This is a genomic window from Janthinobacterium sp. SUN073 (assembly GCF_030397665.1).
GTDB lineage: Bacteria > Pseudomonadota > Gammaproteobacteria > Burkholderiales > Burkholderiaceae_D > Janthinobacterium.
In genome coordinates, this window is the sequence record NZ_JAPUBT010000006.1 from 160,724 (window position 1) to 184,251 (window position 23,528).

The 23,528-nt window shown below is 60.3% G+C and carries 22 protein-coding genes and 1 other RNA gene; 6 read left to right on the forward strand and 17 right to left on the reverse strand.

The genetic code is table 11. The features are described from left to right. Nucleotides 1-43: 43 nt before the first annotated feature. The 12 genes from lapB to gyrA form a co-directional block, all read right to left on the reverse strand. Nucleotides 44-1,219, reverse strand: coding sequence for a lipopolysaccharide assembly protein LapB (gene lapB / locus O0882_RS17755; protein ID WP_289950100.1), 1,176 nt, complete (start codon nt 1,217-1,219; stop codon nt 44-46). A 46-nt stretch (nt 1,220-1,265) separates the two neighbouring features. Further along, a complete protein-coding gene (locus tag O0882_RS17760) occupies nt 1,266-1,568 on the reverse strand; it encodes a LapA family protein (protein ID WP_077400759.1) in 303 nt (100 codons plus the stop codon). Between the two features lie 255 nt (nt 1,569-1,823). After that, a complete protein-coding gene (locus tag O0882_RS17765; protein ID WP_008446215.1) occupies nt 1,824-2,129 on the reverse strand; it encodes an integration host factor subunit beta in 306 nt (101 codons plus the stop codon). A 17-nt stretch (nt 2,130-2,146) separates the two neighbouring features. Then, nucleotides 2,147-3,859, reverse strand: coding sequence for a 30S ribosomal protein S1 (rpsA, locus tag O0882_RS17770; protein ID WP_071650172.1), 1,713 nt, complete (start codon nt 3,857-3,859; stop codon nt 2,147-2,149). A gap of 118 nt (nt 3,860-3,977) precedes the next feature. Continuing rightward, nucleotides 3,978-4,646, reverse strand: a complete 669-nt coding sequence (cmk, locus tag O0882_RS17775) for a (d)CMP kinase (RefSeq protein ID WP_099760287.1) — start codon at nt 4,644-4,646, stop codon at nt 3,978-3,980. A gap of 81 nt (nt 4,647-4,727) precedes the next feature. Beyond that, nucleotides 4,728-6,083 carry a 3-phosphoshikimate 1-carboxyvinyltransferase gene (gene aroA, locus O0882_RS17780; RefSeq protein ID WP_289950106.1) on the reverse strand — a complete coding sequence of 452 codons (1,356 nt, stop codon included), beginning with the start codon at nt 6,081-6,083 and terminating at the stop codon, nt 4,728-4,730. A gap of 18 nt (nt 6,084-6,101) precedes the next feature. Next, complete coding sequence (locus tag O0882_RS17785) at nt 6,102-7,010, reverse strand: prephenate dehydrogenase/arogenate dehydrogenase family protein (protein ID WP_289950108.1); 909 nt, start codon at nt 7,008-7,010, stop codon at nt 6,102-6,104. A 4-nt stretch (nt 7,011-7,014) separates the two neighbouring features. Continuing rightward, nucleotides 7,015-8,121 carry a histidinol-phosphate transaminase gene (hisC, locus tag O0882_RS17790; protein WP_289950110.1) on the reverse strand — a complete coding sequence of 369 codons (1,107 nt, stop codon included), beginning with the start codon at nt 8,119-8,121 and terminating at the stop codon, nt 7,015-7,017. Nucleotides 8,122-8,251: 130 nt separating this feature from the next. Next, the gene (gene pheA / locus O0882_RS17795) at nt 8,252-9,322 is read right to left on the reverse strand and encodes a prephenate dehydratase (RefSeq protein WP_077400751.1); all 1,071 of its coding nucleotides are present in this window, start codon (nt 9,320-9,322) and stop codon (nt 8,252-8,254) included. An 82-nt stretch (nt 9,323-9,404) separates the two neighbouring features. Beyond that, nucleotides 9,405-10,496 carry a 3-phosphoserine/phosphohydroxythreonine transaminase gene (gene serC, locus O0882_RS17800; RefSeq protein ID WP_289950112.1) on the reverse strand — a complete coding sequence of 364 codons (1,092 nt, stop codon included), beginning with the start codon at nt 10,494-10,496 and terminating at the stop codon, nt 9,405-9,407. 24 nt (nt 10,497-10,520) lie between these two features. Next, the gene (locus O0882_RS17805; protein WP_289950113.1) at nt 10,521-11,105 is read right to left on the reverse strand and encodes a DUF2059 domain-containing protein; all 585 of its coding nucleotides are present in this window, start codon (nt 11,103-11,105) and stop codon (nt 10,521-10,523) included. Nucleotides 11,106-11,211: 106 nt separating this feature from the next. Further along, the gene (gene gyrA, locus O0882_RS17810; RefSeq protein ID WP_289950116.1) at nt 11,212-13,905 is read right to left on the reverse strand and encodes a DNA gyrase subunit A; all 2,694 of its coding nucleotides are present in this window, start codon (nt 13,903-13,905) and stop codon (nt 11,212-11,214) included. Between the two features lie 656 nt (nt 13,906-14,561). On the opposite strand from gyrA, the gene ompA reads away from it, so the two are divergent. The 6 genes from ompA (at nt 14,562) to O0882_RS17840 (ending at nt 18,875) form a co-directional block, all read left to right on the forward strand. Next, complete coding sequence (gene ompA / locus O0882_RS17815; protein ID WP_034782001.1) at nt 14,562-15,272, forward strand: outer membrane protein OmpA; 711 nt, start codon at nt 14,562-14,564, stop codon at nt 15,270-15,272. A gap of 126 nt (nt 15,273-15,398) precedes the next feature. Next, nucleotides 15,399-16,094, forward strand: coding sequence for a bifunctional 2-polyprenyl-6-hydroxyphenol methylase/3-demethylubiquinol 3-O-methyltransferase UbiG (gene ubiG / locus O0882_RS17820; RefSeq protein ID WP_289950118.1), 696 nt, complete (start codon nt 15,399-15,401; stop codon nt 16,092-16,094). 68 nt (nt 16,095-16,162) lie between these two features. Then, nucleotides 16,163-16,867: an HAD-IA family hydrolase gene (locus O0882_RS17825; RefSeq protein WP_289950122.1), complete on the forward strand. Its 705-nt coding sequence runs from the start codon at nt 16,163-16,165 to the stop codon at nt 16,865-16,867. 83 nt (nt 16,868-16,950) lie between these two features. Then, nucleotides 16,951-17,311, forward strand: a transfer-messenger RNA (tmRNA) gene (gene ssrA, locus O0882_RS17830). 323 nt (nt 17,312-17,634) lie between these two features. Then, nucleotides 17,635-17,937, forward strand: a complete 303-nt coding sequence (locus O0882_RS17835) for an HNH endonuclease (protein WP_289950124.1) — start codon at nt 17,635-17,637, stop codon at nt 17,935-17,937. 413 nt (nt 17,938-18,350) lie between these two features. Continuing rightward, a complete protein-coding gene (locus O0882_RS17840; RefSeq protein WP_289950126.1) occupies nt 18,351-18,875 on the forward strand; it encodes a hypothetical protein in 525 nt (174 codons plus the stop codon). Nucleotides 18,876-19,176: 301 nt separating this feature from the next. On the opposite strand, the gene O0882_RS17845 is transcribed toward O0882_RS17840, so the two are convergent. The 5 genes from O0882_RS17845 to O0882_RS17865 all read right to left on the reverse strand — a co-directional run bounded on the left by O0882_RS17845 (nt 19,177) and on the right by O0882_RS17865 (nt 23,257). Further along, a complete protein-coding gene (locus O0882_RS17845; RefSeq protein WP_289950128.1) occupies nt 19,177-19,545 on the reverse strand; it encodes a hypothetical protein in 369 nt (122 codons plus the stop codon). A 13-nt stretch (nt 19,546-19,558) separates the two neighbouring features. Next, nucleotides 19,559-20,020 carry a penicillin-insensitive murein endopeptidase gene (locus tag O0882_RS17850; RefSeq protein ID WP_289950130.1) on the reverse strand — a complete coding sequence of 154 codons (462 nt, stop codon included), beginning with the start codon at nt 20,018-20,020 and terminating at the stop codon, nt 19,559-19,561. Nucleotides 20,021-20,226: 206 nt separating this feature from the next. Then, nucleotides 20,227-20,679 (reverse strand): HD domain-containing protein, encoded by a 453-nt coding sequence (locus O0882_RS17855; RefSeq protein WP_289950132.1) that lies wholly within the window; start codon nt 20,677-20,679, stop codon nt 20,227-20,229. 2 nt (nt 20,680-20,681) lie between these two features. Continuing rightward, nucleotides 20,682-21,527: a hypothetical protein gene (locus O0882_RS17860; RefSeq protein WP_289950134.1), complete on the reverse strand. Its 846-nt coding sequence runs from the start codon at nt 21,525-21,527 to the stop codon at nt 20,682-20,684. A 128-nt stretch (nt 21,528-21,655) separates the two neighbouring features. Then, nucleotides 21,656-23,257: a sensor domain-containing diguanylate cyclase gene (locus O0882_RS17865; protein ID WP_289950136.1), complete on the reverse strand. Its 1,602-nt coding sequence runs from the start codon at nt 23,255-23,257 to the stop codon at nt 21,656-21,658. Between the last annotated feature and the right edge of the window lie 271 nt (nt 23,258-23,528).

A 23,528-nucleotide genomic window follows, 5' to 3' on the forward strand; every position in this document is an offset into this window, starting at 1 on the left:
CAAGTACACGCCACGTTGCACTAAGGCAAGGTGGCGTGTCGGGTTAGTTCATGACGTTGAGTTCTTCGGTGCGGCGCGGGGGATAAGTTTCCCAGCGATTGCAGCCCGGGCAATGCCAGTAGAACTGGCGTGCCTTGAAGCCGCAATGGCTGCACTGGTAGCGGGCCAGCTTCTGCGTGTAGCCGTGCACGAGGTTTTTCACCATCGACAGCTCGGACCAGATGGCGGCCGGCGCATCCATCATGCGCGCTTCCAGCAGTTTATCCAGGCCCAGCAGGGTCGGCGTGCGGCGCAGCTCGGCGCTGACCAGCTGCTTCGCCGCTTCCACGCCGTCGAGTTCGATGACGGCCTTGAAGACGACCTCGATCAAGTCGATCGACGACGCCTCTTCCAGGTAGGAGCGCAGCAGGTTGACGCCTTCCTGCGCGCGGCCCACCTTGGTGTAGCCATCCATGAGGCGCTGCGCCACCAGGGCCACGTGCGGCACGCTTTGCTGCTCCACGCGGCGCCAGGTGGTCAGCGCGCCTTCCACGTCGCCGCGCGCCAGCAGCACGTCGCCCGTCAGGATGGTGGCGCGCACGCTCTTGCGGTCCGTCTGCAGGGCTTTTTCCAGCAGCGGCATGGCTTCGTCCGGCTTCATGTGCACCAGCGCGTCATGCGCCAGCTCGCAATAGAACTGGGCGATTTCCTTCTGGCGCGCACCGGCGCCCGATTCCTGCAAGCCCACGGCCGCTTCGATGGCGCGTGGCCATTCCTTTTCGCGCTGATAAATTTCCAGCAGCGCGCGGCGCGCCTGGGCCGCATATTGCGTGTCGATCAGGCTATTGAAGGTTTCCTCGGCCCGGTCCAGCAAGCCCGCCTTCAGGTAATCCATGCCCAGTTCGTAGGCGGCATGGCCCTGCTGTTCCAGCGGCAGGTCCGGGCGCGCCAGCAAATTCTGGTGCACGCGGATGGCGCGCTCCGTTTCGCCGCGGCGGCGGAACAGGTTGCCCAGCGCAAAGTGCATATCGGCCGATTCCGGGTCCAGCTTGACGACTTCGATGAAGGCATCGATGGCCTTGTCATGCTGCTCATTGAGCAGGAAGTTCAAGCCCTTGAAGTAATTGCGCGGCAAGCTGCGCGATTCGGACACCAGTTGATGAATGTCGACGCGCGCGGCAATCCAGCCCAGCGCGAAAAACACCGGGATACCCAAGAGCCACCAGAGTTCAAAATCCATGCGATTGTTTTTATTCGAGTAAGAGAGATAGGAGCGACGGCGCCGCTTACTGCGCGCTCACGCTGTCCGGTTGCGGCTGGACATTGCTGGCCACGCCAACGGTTTGCAGCGCGGCAATGGTGGTTTTTTGCTTGCTCGCTTCGCGGCGGTGACGGAACACGGTCGGCGTCAGGGCCAGGACACCCAGGCTGGCGCCGGCAACAAAAAAGCCCAGCAGCATCAGGACCAGGGGGCCGCGAATTTCATAATTGAGGAAAACATGCAGGTCGACAACCTGCGCATTCTTCAGCGCAAAACTGAAGAACAGGACGAAAAGAACACAGCCAACGATGGTGGAGATGATTTTCATCGATAGGTCCAGAAAGAACAAAAAAATGCCAGTGCGGCATGGCAAATGGGAAAATGGCACAAACGTAGAGTGCTGATCAAACCGTAGCGAGCGGCAGTGATTTGTGGCCGAGAAGCGCAACCGTACTTTAGTACGGTGAGCATCGCCGGCCGCAAAGCGCGCCGCGCAGTAGGTTTGAGCAGTGCTCTACAGCATATTAACAAAAAAAAGCGGCATCCAAGGACGCCGCTTTCTATGTCGCCTTCCAGCAGACGATTAATCCTCGATAATCGGTTGCCCGACCATCGCGTCCACCCGCTCGCGCAACTGTTTGCCCGGCTTGAAGTGGGGTACCCGTTTTTCAGGAACCATCACCTTGTCGCCGGATTTCGGGTTGCGGCCGATGCGCGGGGGCCTGCTGTTCAGGGCAAAACTGCCAAAACCGCGGATCTCGATACGCTGACCGGTCGCCAGGGCGTTGGTCATCGCATCGAGAATGGTCTTGACGGCATACTCCGCATCTTTCGCCACCAGCTGAGAATAACGCTCAGCGAGGCGGTTGATCAGCTCGGACTTTGTCATCTGCCGTATCCGCAGTCTTAGTTCTTGTTATCGAACTTAGCTTTCAACAAGGCGCCCAGGCTGGTGGTACCCGAAGCTGCGTTGTTGTCGGTAGCTGCCATCTTCTGCATGGCTTCCTGGGTTTCCACGTTGTCTTTCGCTTTGATCGACAGTTGGATACCACGGGCTTTGCGGTCGATGTTCAACACCATGGCTTCGACGGTATCGCCGACTTTCAGGTGCGTACCAGCATCTTCAACGCGGTCGCGCGAGATTTCGGAAGCGCGCAGGTAGCCTTCAACTTCTTCGGACAGTTGGATCACGGCGCCTTTAGGCTCAACCGATTTAACGGTACCGGTTACCAGCGAGCCTTTGTCGTTCATGGCTGCGAAGTTGTTGAATGGGTCACCTTCCAGTTGCTTGACGCCCAGGGAAACGCGCTCGCGCTCAACGTCGATGGCCAGAACGATGGCTTCCAGTTCGTCACCTTTCTTGAAGCGACGCACGGCTTCTTCGCCGGTTTCGGTCCAGGACAGGTCGGACAGGTGCACCAGACCGTCGATGTTGCCGGCCAGGCCGATGAACACGCCGAAGTCGGTGATCGATTTGATCGCGCCGCGGACTTTATCGCCCTTCTTGTGGGTAACGCCAAAGTCATCCCAAGGGTTGGCTTTGCACTGTTTCATACCCAGCGAGATACGACGACGCTCTTCGTCGATTTCCAGAACCATCACTTCTACTTCGTCGCCCAGTTGGACAACTTTGTTAGGAGCAACGTTTTTGTTCGTCCAGTCCATTTCGGAAACGTGTACCAGACCTTCGATACCCTGTTCCACTTCAACGAACGCGCCGTAGTCGGTCAGGTTCGTTACTTTACCGAACAGACGGGTGCTTTGTGGGTAACGACGGGACAGACCGGTCCAAGGATCGTCGCCCAGTTGTTTCACGCCCAGCGAAACACGGTTTTTCTCTTGATCGTATTTCAGGACTTTGGCGGTGATTTCCTGGCCAACCGTCAGTACTTCCGACGGGTGACGTACACGGCGCCATGCCAGGTCGGTGATGTGCAGCAAGCCATCGATACCGCCCAGATCCACGAACGCGCCGTAGTCGGTGATATTTTTGACGACGCCGGTCACGACCGTGCCTTCTTTCAGCGTTTCCATCAGTTTCTGACGCTCTTCGCCCATCGAAGCTTCGATGACGGCGCGGCGGGACAGAACCACGTTGTTACGCTTGCGATCCAGCTTGATCACTTTGAATTCGAGGGTTTTGCCTTCGAATGGGGTGGTGTCTTTGACAGGACGGGTATCAACCAGCGAGCCCGGCAGGAATGCGCGGATGCCGTTGGTCAACACGGTCAGGCCGCCTTTGACTTTACCATTGACGGTACCGACGACGATTTCGCCCGATTCCATCGCTTTTTCCAGAGCCAGCCACGAAGCCAGACGCTTGGCTTTATCGCGCGACAGGATGGTATCGCCGAAACCATTTTCCAGCGATTCGATCGCCACGGAAACGAAGTCACCAACTTTGACTTCCAGTTCGCCGTGGTCGTTCTTGAATTCTTCGACAGGGATGAATGCTTCGGATTTGAGGCCAGCGTTCACGATCACGAAATTGTGGTCGAGGCGCACGACTTCAGCGGAAATAACTTCGCCGGAGCGCATATCTTGACGCGACAACGATTCCTCGAAGAGCGCAGCAAAACTTTCCATACCGGTAGATTCGTTAGTTGTAACAGTAGACATAGGGTTCACACAGGTTATCCAGCAGAGATCGCACGACGCGACTTAAACTGGGTTAGGTTTTTGACACACCCGGACAGGCCAGGAGCCGTCAACGGGCACCACATAGCACAACAACACGCTATTTTGCTGCAGCTGCATACCATTTCAACACGGTTTCGACGGCAACATCTGCCGTCATTTCCGACGTATCGAGGACATGCGCCCCTTCCGCGGGGACCAGCGGCGCAATCGCACGGTGAGTATCACGTTCGTCCCGCGCCTGCAAATCCATCAGAAGGTCTTCCATCTTAGCAGAAAAACCCTTGTCTATCAATTGCTTGTAGCGCCGCTGCGCGCGCGCCTCGACGCTGGCCGTGAGGAACACCTTCAATTGGGCATGCGGGAAGATCACCGTGCCCATGTCGCGCCCGTCGGCCACCAGGCCCGGCGTCTTGCGAAAACCCAGCTGCAAGCCCACCAGGGCATGGCGCACCGTTGGCAATACAGCAATTTTCGACGCCGTATTGCCCACTTCTTCTGCACGGATCTGCTCGGTAACGTTTTCCTGCGCCAGCAAGATCTCGCCGCCCGCGAAATGGCAGGGCAGGTGCTCGGCCAGCTTGGCCAGCGCGTGCTCGTCGCGCAAGTCGGTACCGCGGCGCAGCGCGCTCAAGGCCGTCAGACGGTACAGCGCGCCCGAGTCCAGGTAATGGAAACCCAGCTTGTCGGCCACGCGGTGCGCCACCGTACCCTTGCCGGAAGCGGTGGGGCCATCGATGGCGATGACTGGGATGTTGGAGGTCAGCATTATTTTGTCACTTTAAAAACGAGACCCAAAACGAAGACTGGGGTCGGACCCTGAGGGTCCGACCCCGGCACTTGTTTTGGGTTATATCAATGTATCCTTGGCAATCCCCGCAAACGCGGCGAAATACTCGGGGAAGGTCTTGGCTACGCATTTCGGGTCGTTGATGCGCATGGCGTTGCCGCGGCGCGCGGCGCCATCGAGCGAGGCGAGCGAGAAACACATGGCCATGCGGTGGTCGTCATACGTGTCGATGGTCGCTGCGGCGATTGAGGCTGGTGGCGTCACGCGCAGGTAGTCCGCGCCCTCTTCCACTTCCGCGCCCAGCTTGCGCAATTCCGTCGCCATGGCGGCCAGGCGGTCCGTTTCCTTCACCCTCCAGCTGGCGATATTGCGCAAGGTCGAAGTGCCGTCCGCGTACAGGGCGGCCACGGCGATCGTCATGGCCGCGTCGGGAATATGGTTGAAATCCATGTCGACGGCTTTCAGCACGCCGTTCGAGCGGGCCTCGATCCAGTTCTCGCCCATGGTGATGGTCGCGCCCATCTGCTGCAAGGCTTCGACGAAGCGCACGTCGCCCTGGATGCTGTCGCGCCCCACGCCTTCCACGCGCACGGGACCGCCGCCGATGGCGCCGGCCGCCAGGAAATACGACGCCGACGAAGCGTCGCCTTCCACGTGGATCGTGCCCGGGCTTTGATACTGCTGGCCTGGCTGCACGGTGAACGACTGCCAGCCGTCATGCTCGACCGTCACGCCGAAGCGGCGCATCAGGTTCAGGGTAATTTCAATGTACGGCTTCGAAATCAACTCGCCCGTCACATCGATGGTCACCGCATGGTCGCGCGCCATCAGCGGCGCCACCATCAAGAGGGCCGTCAAAAACTGGCTCGACACGTTGCCACGCACGGCGATGCGCTGCGCGTGAATGTGGCCACGGCGGATGCGCAGCGGCGGGAAGCCCTGCTCGCCCGTGTATTCGATCTGCGTGCCGACGGCGTTCAGCGCGTCGACCAGGTCGCCGATGGGGCGCTCGTGCATGCGCGACACGCCGTGCAGCGTGTAGTCGCCGCCGATGACGGCCAGCGCCGCCGTCAGCGGGCGGATCGCCGTGCCGGCGTTGCCCATGAACAGGTCCGCCGCGTGGTGCGGGAAGACGCCGCCGCAGCCTTCCACGTGATGCACCTGGTGAGCAGTAGCCGGATCGCCCGTCAATTCATCCTGCGTCCATTTCACGCCCAGCGACGTCAACGCCGTGAGCATGACGAAGGTGTCGTCGGAGGCGAGCAAGTCGACGATTTTCGTTGTGCCCCTGGCCAGCGCGGCGAGCAGCAGCACGCGGTTCGAAATGCTTTTCGAGCCGGGTAAACGCACCGTGCCTTCGGCATGCATCACCGGCTGCAAATCGATATGGTGAGGGTAGTGCTTGGTCTGGGTCATGCTGGAATCCTTGAGTATTTATCGTGTGGGCGCGGCAGGTATTTCCGCCGTTTCAATCGCCTCGATCCATTGTTGCCGCGCGTGCTGGGCGTTCGCATACACGCCTTCGATGGCGGCGCCGTCGTTCGCGGCCAGGTGGGCGCGCAAGGTCGTCAACTGCGCCAGGTAGGCGTCCAGTTCGTGCAGCAGCGCCGGCTGGTTGGCCAGGCTGATGTCGCGCCACATTTCCGGCGATGAGCCGGCGATGCGCGTAAAGTCGCGAAAGCCGCTGGCCGCGTATTGAAACAGCAGGCCCGCGTGCGGCTTGTTGGCGATGTCGTCGACCAGCGCAAAGGCCAGCAAATGCGGCAGATGGCTGACGGCGGCAAACACCTTGTCATGCTCTTCGGGCGTCAAGGTATGCAGGATGGCGCCGCAGGCGCGCCACGCGGCCGCCACCCGTTCCACGTCAGCGGCGGCATTTTCCGCCAGCGGCGTGAGCACCACTTTCTTGCCTTGATACAGATCGATGATGGCCGCGTCAGGCCCGTTCGTCTCGCGTCCCGCGATCGGGTGGCCGGGCACGAATTGCCCGACTTTTCCACCGAGCGCCGCGCGCGCGGCCGCCACCACGTCGCTTTTCGTGCTGCCCGCGTCGGTGACGATGGTAGCAGGTTGCAGATGCGGCGCGATGGATGCCAGAATGGCACCCGTCTGCGCCACAGGCGCGGCGACCAGCACCAGGTCGGCGCCAAGCAAGGCATCAGCCATGTCGCCGCCGATTTCGTCGATGATGCCCAGTTCGAGCGCGCGCGCCAGCGAGGCCGGCGAGCGGCCCATGCCGACCACGGTGGCGACCGCGCCCGCGTGCTTCAAGGCGCGCGCGAACGAGCCGCCGATCAGGCCTACGCCGAAGATGACGACTTTTTTCAGTGCAGGCGTCGTCATATCGTCAGGCCAGCGCTTTCGTCAGCGCGGCGATGAAAATGGCGTTTTCCTGCGGCAGGCCGATGGAAATGCGCAGCCATTGCGGCAAGCCGTAGCTGCCCACGGGGCGCACGATCACGCCCTGCTGGAGCAGCGCCAGGTTCACGCGCGCGCCCGCTTCGTCATCGTCGCCCACTTTCACCAGCACGAAATTGCCGTGCGACGGCACGAATTCCAGGCCCAGTTGCGTGAATGCCTCGATGAACTGCTGGTAGCCGGCCGCGTTGTTGCGCGCGCTCTGCTCGAGGAAGGCCTTGTCGTTCAGGGCGGCAATCGCGGCCGCCTGCGCCAGCGAGTTGACATTGAACGGCTGGCGGATGCGGTTCATCAGGTCCGTCAGCACCGGCTGGGCGATGGCGAAGCCGATGCGCAGGCCGGCCAGGCCATAGGCCTTCGACAGGGTGCGCGACACCACCAGGTTCGGATACTGGCGCACCCACGCCGTCGATTCGTACTGCTCGTCGGCCGAGAGGAATTCGTTGTAGGCTTCATCCAGCACCACCACCACGTGCTGCGGCACTTTTTGCAGGAACGCTTCGAGCTGCGCGGCCGTCAGGAAAGTGCCGGTCGGGTTGTTCGGGTTGGCGATGAAGATCAAGCGCGTGTCGTCGGCAATCGCCGCCGCCATCGCGTCCAGGTCATGGCCGTAGGCTTGCGCCGGCACGACGAGGTGGCGCGCGCCCAGGCCTTGTGTGGCCAGCGCGTACACGGCAAACGAGTACTGCGAGTACACCACGGACTGGCCATGCTCGACAAACGCGTGCGCGGCGATTTCCAGGATGTCGTTGCTGCCGTTGCCCAGGGTGATCCAGTCGGCCGGCACGTCATAGCGCTTCGACAGCACGGCTTTCAAGTCGAAGCCGTTGGCGTCCGGATAGCGGCCCAGGTCATCGATGGCGGCGATCATCGCCTGCTTGGCCGATTCCGGCATGCCGTACGGGTTTTCATTCGACGCCAGCTTGACGATGGCTGCCTCGTCGAGGCCGAATTCGCGCGCGACTTCGGCGATCGGTTTGCCGCTCTGGTAAGGGGCGATGGCGCGGACATATTCTGGACCGATATTTTTAGACATGGTGTTCTTTAAAAGTTGGTGAATGATTGATGAACCCCCAAAGCAATGACTGGGGTCGGTCCCTTCGGGATCGGAATTCGTCCCATTGAGACGAATTCCCCCAGCGGGTCCGACCCAGGCCTTTACCGGGTTACAGACTGACCGGATACGACCCCAGCACCTTGAAAAACGCCGCATTGCTCTGCAGCTCGGCCAGCGCCTGGGCGACGGCAGCGTCGTGCACATGGCCTTCCACGTCGACATAGAAATAATACTCCCAGCTGCCCATGCGCGCCGGGCGCGACTCGAAGCGCGTCATCGACACGCCGTGTTTCGCCAGGGGCGCGAGCAATTGGTACACGGCGCCAGCCTTGTTCGGCACGGCCAGCACCAGCGAGGTCTGGTCCTTGCCCGACGGCGCCGTCTGCAAGGTGCCCACGACGGCGAAGCGCGTGCGGTTGTGCGGGTCGTCCTGGATATGGCCCTTGACCACGCCCAGCTTGTACTGAGCGCCCGCCAGTTCGCTGGCAATCGCTGCAACAGTACCATCTTCGCCGGCCATGCGCGCCGCTTCCGCGTTCGAGGCCACGGCATGGCGCGCGATGTGCGGGTAATTCTGGTTCAGCCACACCTGGCACTGCGCCAGCGCCTGCGAATGGGCGCAGATGGCCGTGACGCCATCCATGTTGCCGCTCTTCGTCATCAGGCTGTGGTGCACGGCAATGGCGACTTCACCGCTGATAATGAGGCTGGTCTGCAGCATCATGTCCAGGGTGCGGTTGACGGCGCCTTCCGAGGAATTCTCGATCGGCACCACGCCGAAGTCGGCCGTCCCCGCCTCCGCGGAGCGGAACACTTCATCGATGGACGCGCACGGCAAGCCTTCGACGGCGCTGCCGAACTGCTGGTACACGGCCTGCTCGCTGAAGGTGCCGGCCGGGCCAAGGTAGGCCACGGTGACGCGCTTTTCCAGCGAGCGGCAGGATGACATGATTTCGCGGAAGATGGTCTGCACTTCGCGGTCGCCCATGGGGCCGGGATTGCGCTCGGCCACGCCGCGCAGCACTTGCGCCTCGCGCTCGGGGCGGAACACGGGTGCCTGCGTCTCGGCCTTCACGTGGCCCACTTGCTGGGCGATTTGCGCGCGGCGGTTCAGCAGTTCGAGGATTTGCGCGTCGATCGCATCGATCTGTTCGCGCAGCGGTTTCAATTTATCGGTCATGGTGGTTTGTTTCGTCAGCTGTACTTCAATCATGGCCGCGCGGCCTGCGCCGGCGGCGGGCCGGCGCGGTCGTCTAGGCGACTCAGCGTCCGGCAAACTCGTTCAGATAATTCACTAAGGCTTGCACGCCCTCGATCGGCATCGCGTTGTAGATCGATGCACGCATGCCGCCGACGGACTTGTGGCCCTTCAGTTGCAGCAGGCCGCGCTGCTTGGCGCCGGCCAGGAATGCGTCGTTCAGACTTTCGTCGCGCAGATAGAACGGGATGGTCATGCGCGAGCGGTATGCGGGATCGACCCGGTTCTGGTAGAAGTCGTCCGCATCGAGCGCCGCGTACAGCAGCGCCGCTTTGTCAATATTACGCTGTTCCATGGCCGCCACGCCACCCTGGCGTTTGAGCCACTGGAAAACCAGGCCGGCGATATAGATGCCGTAGGTGGGTGGCGTGTTGTACATCGACTCATGCTCGGCCACGATGGTCCAGTCGAAGGCCGACGGGCAGATCGACAGCGCCTTGCCCAGCAAGTCTTCGCGCACGATGACCAGGGTCAGGCCGGCCGGGCCGATATTCTTTTGCGCGCCGCCGAAGATGACGCCGTATTGCGACACGTCGATCACGCGCGACAAAATGTGCGAGGACATGTCGGCCACGATGGTAGTCCCTGCCGGTACGCCTGGCGCCTGCTGGAACTCCACGCCGTCGATGGTTTCATTGGTGCAGATGTGCAGGTAGGCGGCGTCTGGCGTCAGCTGCCACTCGGAGACGGGCGGCACGCCCGTGAAACGCGTGGCCTTGGACGACGCGGCCACGTTGACGTTGGCGTACTTGGCCGCTTCCTGGATCGACTTGCCTGACCACGAGCCCGTGTGCACGAAGTCGACGGTGGCCGGCTGCTGCGCGGCCAGGCCCACCAGGTTCATGGGGATGATGGCGTTCTCGCCCAGGCCACCGCCCTGCAGGAACAGGATCTTGTAGTTCTCGGGCACGGCCAGCAGTTCGCGCAGATCGGCTACTGCCTGCTGGTAGATGGAGATGAATTCGGGACCACGGTGGCTCATTTCCATCACCGACATGCCGCTGCCATGCCAGTCCTGCATTTCCGCGGCCGCTTGCGCCAGCACTTCCTTGGGCAGGACGGCGGGGCCGGCTGAAAAATTGTAGATATGGGTCACGATACGGTCCTTAGTAAAATGAAATTATTGGGGCGGCTGCGTGGCCGCCCGCATGACTTGCTCGAGCACGGCATTCACGCGGGGAATCAGCACGCGCTGGCTGATGGCCATCGATTCGGCCGACAGTTGCGGCATGGTGGCCAGCATCTTGCGTCCCAGCGGCGTCTTGTAGAAGGCCGTCAGCTGCTCGACTTCCGGCACCGTGTAAAAGCGCGCGTACAAGGGCACCATTTCGGCGCTCAGCTCATCGATCAGGGTCGGGTCGGCCAGCACCTGCGTCAGGGTGGCGATGGCGACGGGGATTTCCTCCTCGGCGCTGGCCAGCGCGCGCGCCTTGCGCTGCTCGTCCAGGTTCGGGTTGCTGTTGATTTGCTGCTGCGCCGACTGGCGGATCATGGCGGGCACCGATTGCAGCATCTGGTCGAAGATGCTGCGCGTCAGCTGCGGGAACTGCATCGCGTCGAGCATGCGCCGCACGGCCACTTTCATGGCGGGGCTGGGCGCGGCCTGGCGAGCGGGCGTGGCTTGCGTGCTCTGAGCCAGGGCCGGCAGGGTCGCAAGGAAAGCCAGCGAAAACGCGGCGAAGAAGGTGGCGACGATTTTTCTCATGGCATGCGGGACTTTACAAAAGCGGGGAACAATCTGGGGTACGCAGGCTGGCGCCGCAAGTGGCGCACCCATAGCAATTGGGGCTCCCGAAAGAGCCCCAATCATCTTACTCCGGCTGGGCCGGATCGACAGGATCAACGGGATCGGCTGGTTCAGCCGCTGCCGGCGCGGCCGCGGCCTCCAGGCCCGCCTCCGTCGTCAGCTCGACTTCGTCGATATCCGTTTCCACCACGCGCTGCAGGCCGGACAGCTTGGTGCCGTCTTCCACGGCGATCAGGGTCACGCCCTGCGTCGCGCGGCCCATTTCGCGGATTTCCGACACGCGGGTGCGAATCAGCACGCCACCGGTGGTGATCAGCATGATTTCATCGCTGGTATCGACCAGGGTCGCGGCAACCACTTTACCGTTGCGCTCGCTGGTCTGGATGGCGATCATGCCTTTCGTACCACGGCCATGGCGCGTGTACTCGGTGATCGGCGTGCGCTTGCCGTAACCGTTTTCGGTTGCCGTCAGCACCGACTGCTGCTCGTTCTCGGCCACCAGCAGGGCGATCACGTGCTGGCCTTCTTCCAGGTTCATGCCGCGCACGCCGCGCGCCGTACGGCCCATCGGACGCACATCGTTTTCGTCGAAGCGCACTGCCTTGCCCGAATCGGAGAACAGCATCACGTCGTGCTGGCCATCGGTCAGCGCGGCGCCGATCAGGAAGTCGCCGTCGTCCAGGTCGACCGCGATGATGCCGGCCTTGCGTGGATTGCTGAAGTCCTTCAGCGGCGTCTTTTTCACGGTACCGAGGCTGGTCGACATGAACACGTAATGGTCTTCCGGGAACGTGCGGTTCTCGCCCGACAGCGGCAGGATCACGGTGATCTTTTCGTTGTCCTGCAGCGGGAACATGTTGACGATCGGCTTGCCGCGCGAATTGCGCGAGCCTTGCGGCACTTCCCACACCTTCAGCCAGTACATGCGGCCACGATCCGAGAAGCACAGGATGTAGTCGTGCGTATTGGCGATGAACAGCTGGTCGATCCAGTCTTCCTCTTTGGTCGCCATGGCCTGCTTGCCGCGTCCGCCGCGCTTCTGCGCGCGGTATTCGGAAATCGGCTGCGCCTTCATGTAACCGGTGTGCGACAGGGTCACGACCATGTCTTGCGGCGTGATCAGGTCTTCCGTTTCCAGGTCGGTCGCATTGAGTTCGATCTGCGAGCGGCGCACGTCCTTGTTGCCGGCGCCGTATTCGTTTTTCGCCGCCGTCATTTCATCGGTGATGATGACGGTGACGCGTTCCGGCTTGGCCAGGATGTCGAGCAAGTCGGCGATATGTTCCATCACGTCCTTGTACTCGTTGACGATCTTGTCCTGCTCCAGACCGGTCAGGCGCTGCAGGCGCATTTGCAGAATTTCCTGCGCCTGGTCGTCCGACAGCTTGTACAGGCCATCCATCTGCATGCCATAGTGCTTCGGCAGGTTTTCCGGACGGTAGGCATCGATGCCGCCTGGCGTCGTGCCGTCGCCCGTGCGGGCCAGCATTTCGCGCACGACGGACGAATCCCAGGCCTTGGCCATCAGCTCGACCTTGGCGATCGGCGGCGTCGGCGCGGCCTTGATGATGGCGATGAAGTCATCGATATTGGCCAGCGCGACAGCCAGGCCTTCGAGCACGTGGCCCCGTTCGCGCGCCTTGCGCAGTTCGAACACGGTGCGGCGCGTGACCACTTCGCGGCGGTGCGACAGGAAGCATTGCAGCATCTGCTTGAGGTTCAGCAGCTTCGGCTGGCCATCGACCAGGGCCACCATGTTCATGCCGAAGGTGTCTTGCAACTGGGTCTGCTTGTACAGGTTGTTCAGCACCACTTCCGGCACTTCGCCCCGTTTCAGCTCGATCACCACGCGCATGCCCGACTTGTCGGATTCGTCGCGGATGTCGGAAATGCCGTCGAGCTTCTTGTCGCGCACGTTTTCGGCGATGCGTTCCAGCAAGGATTTCTTGTTGACCTGGAATGGCAGCTCGTCGACGATGATGGCGATGCGGCCGCCATCCTTGCCGTATTCTTCGAAGTGGGTCTTGGCGCGCATGACCACGCGGCCGCGGCCCGTGCGGTAGCCGTCGCGCACGCCCGACACGCCATAGATGATGCCGGCGGTAGGGAAATCGGGGGCGGGAATGATCTCGATCAATTCATCGATCGTGCATTCCGGGTTGCGCAGCACGTGCAGCGCGCCGTCGATGACTTCGGTGATGTTGTGTGGCGGAATGTTCGTCGCCATGCCGACCGCGATACCGGACGAGCCATTGATCAGCAGGTTCGGGATACGCGTCGGCAAGACCGTCGGCTCCTTTTCCTTGCCATCGTAGTTGGGCTGGAAGTCGACGGTGTCCTTGTCGATATCGGCCAGCAGTTCGCCGGCGATCTTGTCCAGGCGGCACTCGGTGTAACGCATCGCCGCGGCGCCATCGCCGTCGACGGAACCGAAGTTACCCTGGCCATCGACGAGCATGTAGCGCAGCGAAAAATCTTGCGCCATACGCACCAGTGTGTCGTAGATCGAGGCATCGCCGTGGGGATGGTATTTACCCATGGTTTCGCCGACCACGCGGGCGCACTTGACGTAAGGGCGGTTCCACACGTTATTCATTTCATGCATCGCGAACAAGACGCGGCGGTGCACTGGCTTCAAGCCATCACGCGCATCGGGCAAGGCGCGACCGACGATCACGCTCATGGCGTAATCGAGGTAGCTCTTGCGCATCTCTTCTTCGAGGGAAATAGGAATTGTTTCTTTTGCGAATTGATCCATTGGCGGTTCGACTGATCTCAGGCTGTGGTTAACTTATCTGTTACGCAATGTATGACGCAATACTGCATATCCTGGGTGGCTGTCGTCGTGGACGCCGCACCGCGCGCTGCTGGCGCGGCCCGGCTTCCATGTCGCAGAGTGCCCGGGCAAATCGGCGGGCTGGCGGCACAACCAGTACGCGTACCGCAGGGGTACTTCCTGGCCATGCAGTGCCGCCGTGGGCATTTGCTCGACACTCTTAACAGTCAAGCACACGATTTTAGCATGCGCGCCCAGCTACCTGTACAAATTGGCCATGCCGACAATATTGTCAGATTGCACCAGGGGCGTGCACGCCGGCCTGCCGATAATGCACAATGGCAATAGCAGTTCAAGACGCCTGCCCTTCAAAGTGGCAAAAAAAGCGATCAATTGTTACAGATGCGTTACAAATAAGCATTTTCGTTGCGCAAAAACAACGCGCGGTCTAAAATCGGGCAAGCTTTGATTTAACCACGGTCGTGTGCCCCTGATGCGTGTGGCAAAATGACTGGGAAGTTAATTGCTAGTTTCGCAATCTGAAACGAGCGCATATGGTCTACATGATAAAATCTTGGCACGTAGCACCAGTAGCGCAGTGTTGTTCTGCGGATATCACCCCCCGAAAGGAAAAAAGAATGAATAAATTTGTAACGCTGTTTTTCGCTGCATCCGCAGTGATTGCTGGCTCGGCTTCGGCCCAAACCCCAACCTCCCCACCATTCGCGCCAGTTACCACTGACATCAAAGCACCAAGCCCAAAAAGCGCTTACGTGCAAGATGCCCGCGGCGTGATCGTGCGCGATCCATTCGGTCTGTGCTGGCGCACCGGCTACTGGACACCTGCTGACGCGGTGCCAGGTTGCGACGTGCCACTGTGCGTAGAGCCAGAAACCCTGCAAGACGGCAAATGCGTGGCTCCGCCAGCGCCAGTCGTACCAGCACCGGCACCAGTCGTTGTCGTACCAGTACCAGTCGTCGTTGCTCCTACCTCGGAAAAAGTCAGCTTCGCTGCTGATGCATTCTTCGATTTCGACAAAGCTACGCTGAAGCCAGAAGGCAAAGCCAAGCTGGACGAGCTGTCCGCACAACTGGGCGGCATCAACCTGGAAGTCATCATCGCTGTGGGTCACACCGACTCCGTCGGCACCGATGCTTACAACCAAAAACTGTCGGTACGTCGTGCTGATGCTGTCAAAGCCTACCTGGTCACCAAAGGCGTTGAAAGCAACCGCGTGTACACCGAAGGCAAAGGCGAGAAACAACCTGTTGCTGATAACAAAACTGCCGAAGGCCGTGCGAAAAACCGTCGCGTGGAAATCGAAGTTGTTGGTACCCGCAACAAGTAATAGCTGAGCCCTTGGCTTGCTGCAAGTCATCGCGCAAGTCAAGGACAGCATGAAAAACCCCGCCAAGGCGGGGTTTTTTTTCGTCCGTGGCTGCCCGATTGTAAAATTGCCGCTATTATTCGACCTATGAACGCCGACCCTCTCGAAATCCAAAAATTCAGTGAGCTGGCCCACCGCTGGTGGGACCCCACTTCCGAGTTTCGTCCCTTGCACGAAATCAACCCCCTGCGCCTGGAATGGATCAACGCGAAAGTGCCGCTGGCCGGCAAGCGCGTGATCGACATCGGCTGCGGCGGCGGCATCCTGGCCGAATCGATGGCCCGCAAGGGCGCCGACGTGACCGGCATCGACCTGTCCGACAAGGCCCTGAAAGTGGCCGACCTGCACAGCCTGGAATCGGGCGCCAAGGTACGCTACAAGCTGATCGCCGCCGAAGCCATGGCCGAGGAAGAGCCGGGCCAGTACGACGTCGTGACCTGCATGGAAATGCTCGAGCACGTGCCGGACCCCGCCGCCATCGTCAAGGCTTGCGCCACGCTGGTGAAACCGGGCGGCCACGTCTTCCTGTCGACCCTGAACCGCAACCCGAAAGCGTATCTGTTCGCCATCCTGGGCGCCGAGTACCTGCTGCGCCTGCTGCCGAAAGGCACGCACGACTATGACAAATTCATCACCCCGTCCGAACTGTCGCAATACCTGCGCAGCGCCGGCCTGGACGTCAACAGCATGCGCGGCATGGGCTACAATCCGCTGACCAAGATTTACTCACTTAATAGCGATACCAGCGTCAATTATCTGGTGGCCTGCACCCGGCCGCTGTAACCATCACGCACAATACAAGGCGGCTGCGGCCGCCATTTTTCATTCTTACTTGACACCTTTTGCCCGCCATGATCACAGACCATCTGCCAGCCCCGCGCGCCATCCTGTTCGACCTCGACGGCACCCTGGCCGACACCGCGCCCGACCTGGCGGCGGCCATCAACCTGCTGCGCGCACGCGCCGGCCTGGCGCCGACCCCGTATGACATCCTGCGCCCCACCGCCTCGGCCGGCGCGCGCGGCATGATAGGCGCCTCCTATGGCATAGGCCCGGGTGAAAGCGGCTACGAAGCCCTGAAAGACGGTTTCCTGAACAATTACGAAGCAGCCCTGGCCGTGGAAAGCCGTTTATTTGACGGCATCCCCGCCCTGCTCGACGGCTTGCAAGCCTTGGGCCTGGCCTGGGGCGTGGTCACCAACAAGGCCGCCCGCTTCACCGACCCGCTGGTGGGCCAGATCGGCCTGGGCGCGGCCGGCTGCGTGATCTCGGGCGACACCATGGCGCACCCGAAACCGCACCCCGCCCCCCTGCTGGAAGCGGCGCGCCGCTTGGCATTGCAGCCAGAAGACTGCTGGTACGTGGGCGACGACCTGCGCGACATCCAGGCCGGCCGCGCCGCCGGCATGCGCACGGTCGCCTGCGCCTGGGGCTACTGCGGCCCCGTCGAGCCACAGCACTGGAAGGCCGACCACCTGCTGGACACGCCGCAGGCCCTGCTCGAGCTGGTGACTGGCGTGGTGAAGGCGGCGCAGGCGCGGCAGCTGGCGGCGTAAATCGGCCTCCACTTGATCTGGCGCGCCAACAAACGAATGCATCATGCAAGAGTGTGAAGATTGCGCTACAATGAAGGTTCTGTGGGGACGACCTGGTTTCGACGTGGGTTGCAAAGCAGCGCAGGGCATACCGAGGGCGGGCTACCTCGTAAATACAACCTGAAAAAACTTAACTGCAAACGATAACTCGTACGCACTGGCAGCTTAATTGCTGTTAGCTCTAGAACACCTCGTCCCTGGGGTGGGCCGTCAAAAGCTCTAGAGTCATTTACAGGGACTCGTCTGATGCTGGGTTACTTAGCGTCCGACTAAATAATAGGTAACTCGCTTGCCCATAACGTGCACATCCGTGCTGGCTGAGTTAAATTAAATGATAGTGCTAAGTATGTAGAACTGTCTGTGGAGTGCTTGCGGACGCGGGTTCGATTCCCGCCGTCTCCACCACTGAATAAATAAAAAGGGCTTCCCCGTTTTGGCGGGGAGGCCCTTTTTATTTATTCCATGCATGCAGAGCGCGGGCAGCGCATCCGCGTCCGGTACGGACGCGGGGGTTTTGCGGGACTTCGGCGAGCGCAGCTCGGCGCCGCAAAACCGGGTTGCGCTTGCAAGCGCAACCCTCTCCGATTCGTCTGACTGGCTCTTGTGCCGCAGGCGGTTTTTCCTAACGACAACTTTAGCGGCTCAGGCTGTATACGAATGCCGGACCTCGCTCTGTGTCAGGGGCCGATGATATAGTGGCGGGAATGTATTCACTGAAGGAAACCAACATGAAAAACGACGCAACCGCTCGCCCGCAAGCAACCCAGGCACCTGCCAGACTCAGCAAAGGGGACTTCGTCACCGCACTGCGCAAGCAGCTGCAAGAAGCAGCAAAGGCCGGCGAAACCAGCGTGGACGTACGCGCTGCGACCCTGCACACCGACGTTGGCGTTTATCCCGCGCGCGGCCACTCGATGCCGACCTGTTGCACGGTAATGTATGAAGAGATGCAGCCGGGTGACGAGATACTGCTGACGCCATCCGGCGGGAAAGGACCTACGCTGCTGGTACGGTATAAATTCCCGCGCTGAAAATCACGGTCTTAAGCTACTGGTGGCGATTCAGAGCGCTAATCTGCTCCGTCCGCTTCCGTCCCCGAAAGCAGCCAGTCAATCCGTATTGACACAGCCAGGGAAGACTCTTGTTGTGGCCATAGACGGAACTCCCCTCGCTCCGCAGGACTTAAAACAGGCCATAGCCGAGCACCAGGTTGACGCCAATAGAATTAGTAAATATGCTACATCTATACATGTAAAAACTTGCACTTTCATGCCCGCTGAAACCATCTACAAGAGTGACCAGACAAGCCACAGCGGCGAAAAATGCAGGACTACAAGCACGGCCAGCGAGCCATATCCAGCAAAGGCACGATGATCAAACCAAGCAAGCAGAAGGGCCACCTGAGCAAACGCGATCTCGACGCATTGGCAAAGAAATCCCAACCATGAAAATTGCGCGCCCGCTTTCCTCCGGTTTCCTCGTGCTGGCTGTGGCCCTCGTCGTCTATGGTCTTTTCGGCTTCTCCCGTTTTGCGTGGTACACCGGCGTCTACTATGACGAGCGCATGATCCTGTTCGACCACGGCGCCTATCCTTTTGCCTGGGGTATCGCGTTGCTGCTGACGGGGCAAATCGCCCGCTTGCACCATCGTCGGCCAGCCATGCTGCTCGCCGCTGGCGCCGCCCTGCTGCTGCTTCTCTGGAAGCGCGCAACGGTACCTGCCGCCATCGCCAATCAGCGACTTTTTCCGGATCCTGCTTTACTGGAGGGACTGATTGTTACCGCTGCCGTGGTCATCGTCCTGGCGCTGATAGACCGCCCCGTCGAGCAGGCCATCCGCAAGGCACTTGCTCGTACCCGGTGCCCCTTGAAGGTCCACCGCCGCCCCCACTACTCGCCACACGCCGCCCCACCAACCGCTCCTCCGATACTCAACCCCGTCGACAAATCAAAGCCAAAATCGCAGTAGTGGCCATCCTTTGGCCGATATCGGCACAGCAGCATGTCACGATGGCGAATGCGTATTTGCGCATCGGGACAGCCATTGGGCAAATCCGGCCTCATGGCGTCGAACATGTCTCTGGCAGCGGCTCCCGTCAATCGAAACGCGACTTTGGTATCGCCCGCAACCGGGGCGACGGCTTCGTCAAGATATCCGCCATAGATCGCGTACGAAGCTGAAAAATTCCTCTCTGCAAACGCCCATACGGCCCGAGCCTGGTGCGCCAACAGCAGGCACAGTAGCGTGACGCCTAGCAGGCTGGCGCGCCTCAGCATACGGAGCCGCCAATGCTGCGCCCCGTCAGCAAATCAAAGCCGAAGTCGCAATGATGGCCATCACGGGGATGGTAGGAGCAGCTCACTTCCGCCCGCTGGCGCAATCGATATTCGCCATCCACGCCGCACGCGTTGCGCAAGTCGGGCCCCATCGCATCAAATAGCTGTTTCGCCGCCTTGCCGTCGATCCAGAACGCGATGCGCTTGTCTTTCCTGGTTGGCGGCTGCGGATCGCTCAGGCTTCCGCCATAAATCGCATAGCGGCCTTTGAATGACTGGTAAGAAAATAACCATTTGGGAGCGGATTGGGCCATGGCCGTAGCCAAAACAAGAAGAAGAAAAACAACGAGAAGGCGTTTCATATCATCTGCCTTGCTACTTGATCGTGACATGGAAATGGTCGTCGTGCCGTATGAGGGGTCTTACCCGGGGAATAGTGGGATCATTAAAAAAAATAACGTGGACAAAGCTGAATTCAAAAAATATGCGGATTAACCGGGCCGTGGCATCGCGGTCGTACTGAGAGTCAAACCTTGTTACAGGGCTATTCATTTTGTCTTTGCGAAGCAATCGGACGTCGACGTCTTTTCCGCTTCGATGACTTTTATGTTCACTGTAGGGAACACCATCAGCCAGGCTGATATTTCCGAAACCAATTTTCCGGCTATCGATACCTTGCCATTGATGCTCAACCAAAAACAGGAGCGAAAGCAGTTTGGGATGCGCATATTGGCCGGCGCCATTCGGCGGCGTCCCGTAGGTGTAATATCCCGCGCCTTCAGGTCGTTGCGGAAGATTGAAATAGCCGCGTCCATCCTTTGGCTGCAATTCCAGCATGCGTACTCCTGAATGCAAAATCCCGGACTCAGCTCAAACCAATGGCACGATGCCCCCGTGGCAGGACTCCTTGCACGCTCGCAAAGAAATCTGTGCGCTCGACAATTCTTACCGCTATGCATTTTCTGAGCATTGCGAAGGATCAAAGGTCCGTACGTTGGTGGACTTGTTGCCAGTTGAAGCGATGGCGTTGCGCCATTTCGAAGTTAAAAAACATCACCCCTTAAATATTCCATCGCCCGCCGATACTTCTCCACCCGCTCCAGATCCTTCTGCGTCGGCGCCCCTATCCTCGACAAATCGCTGTTCTCAGCCAGATCAGCCAGCTTGACGGCCTTGCCGACCGGGTCCTGGGCCGCGCGGGTGATGAATGCTTCGTACGACTCGCCCTCGACCTTGGTCACGGCGCGCACGCCGTCGATGACTTCCCGGGAAAATCCTTCGCGCACCAGGTCATCGAGGGTGATTTTTCCGTCGCTGTCTTCCACCACGTCATGCAGCACGGCGACAATCTGCTGGGCGCCAGGGGCGACGCGCAGCATGACGCGCAAGGGGTGCAGTATGTAGGGCGCACCGCCCTTGTCCGTCTGGCCGGCATGGGTGGCGGCGGCGATTTCAATCGCGCGCTCCAGGGTGGCGCGTCTTGCGTGTTCAGTCATCTTCACTCCACTTTGATTGGTGACCCCGTTGCGCGCCAGCCGCGGCGCTGCAAGTGGCACACGCTCGTGCACAGCAAGGCTGGCAACAATAAATTGAGGACCGGTATGAGCATCAGCAAACACAACAGCAGGCCCAGGGCAAAGATCACCGGACGCTGCTCGCGGCGCAACGCCGTTTCTTGTTCGACGCTGAGCACCTCCGCGGCCGCCGTGCCGTAGATCATTTGCACATTCCAGGCCAGCAAGTACGAGATCAGCACGCACATCGCCCATACGGGTATCAGCAGGGAAAGCAGCAGCAACAGGCGCCGCCGCCAGGCGGGGCGCACGGCGGAGGCATCCAGGCCGGCCGGCGCTTGCCACGCAACATAGCGGCGCGCCGCCACGGCCTTGGCGCGCTCCAGCAACAACCAGCGCAGCGGCAAGCGCGCCGTGCCGATGGCGCCGACGATAAAGACCATCACATAGAAAAAAGCAGCCAGCGCCAGCAGCGCCAGGGCGATCTGGCCGATCGACAGCAGGGCTTTGGCGGCGCTGCCCAGGCCGCCGGCGATATTACCCATCTGCGAGAGCGTGGCCGGTCCGTTGGCGAGTGTCCCGACGCCATCCATCACGCCCAGGCCCAGCAAGCCGGCGACGGACACCAGCGCCAGCATGGCGCTCAGCTCGACAAAAAAACGGCCGAAACAGCTATACAGTCCCAGCCACAGCACCACGACCGCCATGCACCACAGGGCGGAGCGCCACCACAAGCCCGCATGACGCGCATCGCGCAGTCCCAGGCCGATGCACGTGAAAGCTTCCCGCCAGGCCAGCAGCCAGGTTTGCAATATGTGTGTCACGCTCAAGCGTACTCCGCAATGAAGGGGCGGATACGTCGATCCGTAGTTTGCCGATTGTACATGGACGAGGCTGGCATACGCGCCACTCAGGACGCAGCACAAAGCTGACGGCGACCCTCAGCATTCAGAACTTGCTATCGAAACGCAAAAACAGTCGCAGCCTGCTCGGCAGGCTCGCAAGCAGACTCATAGCAGACCTGGTTTCTGCCGGATGCCTTGGCCTTGTACAAGGCTTTATCAGCGAACTCAATCAGTTCCACTGCCTGGTTTTCCAGATGCACTGGCATAAACGCCGCCACGCCGACGCTGGCCGTCACCACGCCAAGAGGATTGCCCCGATGCTCGATTCCCAGCGACTGCACGGCATGGCGAACACCTTCCGCCACCGCCAATGCGCCCGCCAGATCCGTACCGGGCAATAAAATGACCAATTCCTCGCCACCATAGCGCGCAGCAAGGTCGCCCGGTCTGCGCATGCTATAGGCCACCACACTGCCAATTTTTCTCAAGCACTCGTCACCGGCCACATGGCCATAGATATCGTTGTATTGCTTGAAGAAGTCGACATCGATCAAGACCAGTCCCAGAGCGCTTTTTTCACGCTGTCCACGGCTGAACTCGGCAAGCAGCGACTGATCGAAATGGCGCCGGTTCGCCAGCCCCGTCAATCCATCCTGGTTGGCAAGGCGGGCCAGGGTTTCATTGATCAATTCCAGCTCATTCCGCGCCGCGACCAGCCCCGCCTCGCTCTTGACCCGCAAATCGATTTGCCGCACCACGCGGTAGCCGATGAAGGCAATCAGCAACACCAATACCCCACCAACTGCATTTTGCAAGACCGCGTCAAGGCGCCACTCGGCCAACACCTCATCCTGTGACAATGCGGCAGAAACCACCAGCGGGTATTCCTCGATTCTGCGGTAGCTATTGATACGCGTCACGCCATCGACGCGCGACCGGATCACGGCCGTGCCAACCGGACTTTTGGGTAAATAATCATGAAACACCGGGAACTGCGAAATATCGCGTCCCAGCAAGCTCTCATCGAACGGCCGCCGCAACAAAAGAATGCCCGCTCCATTCGCAATGAAAATAGCCCCCTTTTCACCTATCGCAAAACGTTCGTAAAACAGCCTGAAATAATTCATGTCGATGGTCGCCAGCGCCACGCCGCCGAAACTGCCGTCAGGCATATTGATCCGCCGCGATACCGTGACGATCCAGTCCCCGGTCGATTTGCTGCGCACGGGCGGGCCGACATAAGGCCCCCGGTCATCATGTGTTCGATGATATTTGAAATAATCTCGATCGGAATTATTCAGATTGCTCAACAGCGTTTTTTGTGAGTTCACGAGCCAGCTGCCATCCTTGGCATAGATGAAGATGCCGTGCAGCTGCGGCAGCTCGCCTACGCGGGTAACCAGCAATTTATGGATACGGGTCAGTTCAAGATCGGAAATACCGTCTGCCTCCACCCGTTCCACCAGTCCGACCAGCACCGTATCGGCCTCCTTGATGGTGTCATACGCATGCTGCGCGACGGATTGCGCCAGATTGGCGCTTTCACGCGCCGCTTCATTGAGCTGCACTTCGCGTGCGCGCAAGGTCATCCATAGCTGGAGCGCCAGCAGCGACAGGCACACCAGCACGACAAATGAAATGGCCTGCGGCAACAAGGAAAAAACCCGGAAACCCGCTCCCGGCAGTCGTGGCGGCAGGCTGCGTGACCTGGTCATGGATACACTCCCGGTTTGATATCTAGTGAAGTGTGCACGAAATCGGCAGCAACATACTCACACATCGTCACAAAAGATATAAAAAAGCTACCGCGACACTTGCCGGGCAAGGTGTTCTTTCCGCCATGGCGGCGGTAAATCCTGTTCCAGCCCGCAATTGTTTGCGATACCGCAATTCCAGCTGGAACGGACTGCGAAACAATGCCAGTCCCCCCCACCGTTGCGCCTGCGGAGTCGAGCATGCTTGAAGTTCAGCCCAAGGACAAGCGCG